This is a genomic window from Paenibacillus sp. 01L418, assembly GCF_056400045.1.
This window is the reverse complement of the sequence record NZ_JBFTSN010000667.1, coordinates 1-2180: the sequence shown is the minus strand read 5'-3', so window position 1 is coordinate 2180 and position 2180 is coordinate 1. Positions and strand designations below refer to the sequence as shown.

The window sequence follows — 2180 nt, the reverse complement described above, 5'->3', positions numbered from 1 at the left end:
CGGTGCAGTAACAGGCTTGCTCGTATCAGGCGTAACGCCAGATTTYACAGCCATGTTCGGAGCGCTGATGCTAATCGGAATTGTCGTCACGAATGCTATCGTATTAATTGATCGTGTGAAGCAAAACGAGCTGACGATGCCGATTCGTGAAGCGTTGATTGAAGCGGCTACGACACGGATGCGTCCAATCGTAATGACTGCGGTGGCGACAGTGTCCGCGATGCTGCCACTCGTATTCGGTTCGCATGAATCGGGCAGCATCGTCTCCCAAAGCTTAGCGATCGTCGTTATTGGTGGGCTAGTTGCGRCTACGCTGCTCACGCTAATTATCGTTCCTTGTGTCTATGAGYTGTTATTTTTCCGTACTTCACGCAAGCAACGTCGCAATATGGCTTCCTCCGCACATGCGGAAGCGGCTGCATCACAGCAAGTGTAACTAAACGATAAAAGGCAGTACTTTTAGGTCAGAATGGACCTAAAGGTACTGCCTTTTTTTGAATAGATATTAAATCCATTCTTATACATTAGCCATATGATATAACGGCATTAGCGTTTTATAAGTGGAGGAAGTAAGCTCAAGCAGTGCATCGCCGTCTTTGAGAATCGGATCGCTCGCTTGCACATGACGGCCGATAAGCAGTTCAGCTTTCTGAACATCACGGAAACGAACGAGCGCATCGTTCCAATCTTGTTTTGACATCGTACTGACAGCGGTGGACTCTTTTTTCATATGATCAAGTGAAAGTACAAAATCCTTAGGTACATTTGCAATGACCTCATCAATTTGGTTCAGGAAGGCCGTTGCGATATTGGATTTATGCGGAACCTCGTAAATGAGAGCAAACCACATAAATAGATGATCATCAAACAATCCAAGCTGAAAATGCGGATGTGCCTTGTAGCCGCGTTTGCTAGCGCAAATGGCAAGCCAAGTATCCTTTGGCGGATTCACTTTACGACGAGCATGCCTTGCAACATGCAAGTACATTTCATTGCCGGCGTGAACAGCTGCATCGACGCTGAGCTGCTCGCCGATCGCTCGGAATTTCGGCTGAATCTGATTTTGAATAGCAGCCATACGCTCCTCAAGCCCTTGAAGCGCAAAAACATCGAAGTCGGCTTGTGTAAAGCCAACAAGCGGGGTAGAAGTAATCTGTGTTGTCATTAAATTAATCTCCTTCAATCAAACAATTATTGGTGCAATAATTTCAAATAAAAAATGGCGATTTGCGTTCGGTCTCGAAGCTCGAGTTTATTAAGTATTTCAGTAATATAATTTTTAATTGTTCCTTCGCTTAAGAAAAGGGTAGCGGCAATTTCCTTATTGGATTGACCGTCCGCAATCAGCCGAACAATTTGTACCTCAGCTTGTGTAAGTCCTGAAATCATTACTGATTTGGTTGAATCGGCTCGTGGCGTCTCCAGCATCCCAGCCAATTTACGGGCGATGTCGGGATGGATCAGCACGGAACCTTCATGAACAGTTTTTATGCCGCTTATAATACGGCTTGGCGGTACATTTTTGAGCAAATAGCCGTTGGCTCCGTTTCGGATGGCTTGCGCGATGTACTCGTCATCATCAAATGTCGTCAAAATAAGCACGGCAGGTGGGGGATCAAGTGCGCGAAGCAGCTTCGTTCCTTCCACACCATCGCAGAGCGGCATTCGAATATCCATTAGCACGACATCGACGGGATGTTGGCGGGCAAATTGTTCGGCCTCCAGACCGTTTGCACAAACGCCAGCGACATGCAATTCGTTATCCAATCCTAAAATAACGTTCATGCTCTCTCGAATAAAAGGATCATCATCCACTATCAGCACTTCAATCATTTGCTCAAATCTCTCCATTTCTAAAAAGAGCAGAATCGTCGTTAACCGCCAAGCAGCGGAAGTGTTGTCGTTATTGAGAACTGATCGGCCTTCTGCCAGTCCATTTGGCCCCCAATTAAGGCAATCCGCTCTCGCATCCCCTTCATGCCAAGACCAGCTTCGATAGGCTCGTCGGGCAAGCTGCCGTTATTGGATACGGTCAGCGCTACGTACGCAGTTAAAAAATTTAAAGTAACCGCAACCGACGTCGCTTTTCCATGCCGAACAGCATTCGTAATCGCTTCTTGGGCATTTTTGAATAAAATGAGCTCGATGCTGGGGTAAAGCGGTCTGGGATGGCCCGTTAC

General features: G+C 46.7%; 4 protein-coding genes. 1 reads left to right on the top strand and 3 read right to left on the bottom strand.

Annotated elements, in window-relative coordinates; all coding sequences use genetic code 11:
• On the top strand, nucleotides 1–436 hold a 436-nt coding region (locus tag AC1DSE_RS34370; RefSeq protein ID WP_477529027.1), incomplete at its 5' end, for an efflux RND transporter permease subunit.
• Between the two features lie 81 nt (nucleotides 437–517).
• Here the strand turns inward: AC1DSE_RS34370 and AC1DSE_RS34365 are convergent.
• The 3 genes from AC1DSE_RS34365 to AC1DSE_RS34355 form a co-directional block, all read right to left on the bottom strand.
• On the bottom strand, nucleotides 518–1165 hold the full coding sequence (locus AC1DSE_RS34365; RefSeq protein WP_477510128.1) for a DUF1054 domain-containing protein: 648 nt from the start codon (nucleotides 1163–1165) through the stop codon (nucleotides 518–520).
• Between the two features lie 26 nt (nucleotides 1166–1191).
• Entirely contained in the window at nucleotides 1192–1833 is a 642-nt protein-coding gene (locus AC1DSE_RS34360; RefSeq protein WP_339208782.1) for a response regulator transcription factor, read from the bottom strand.
• 41 nt (nucleotides 1834–1874) lie between these two features.
• On the bottom strand, nucleotides 1875–2180 hold a 306-nt coding region (locus tag AC1DSE_RS34355; protein ID WP_477529026.1), incomplete at its 5' end, for a sensor histidine kinase.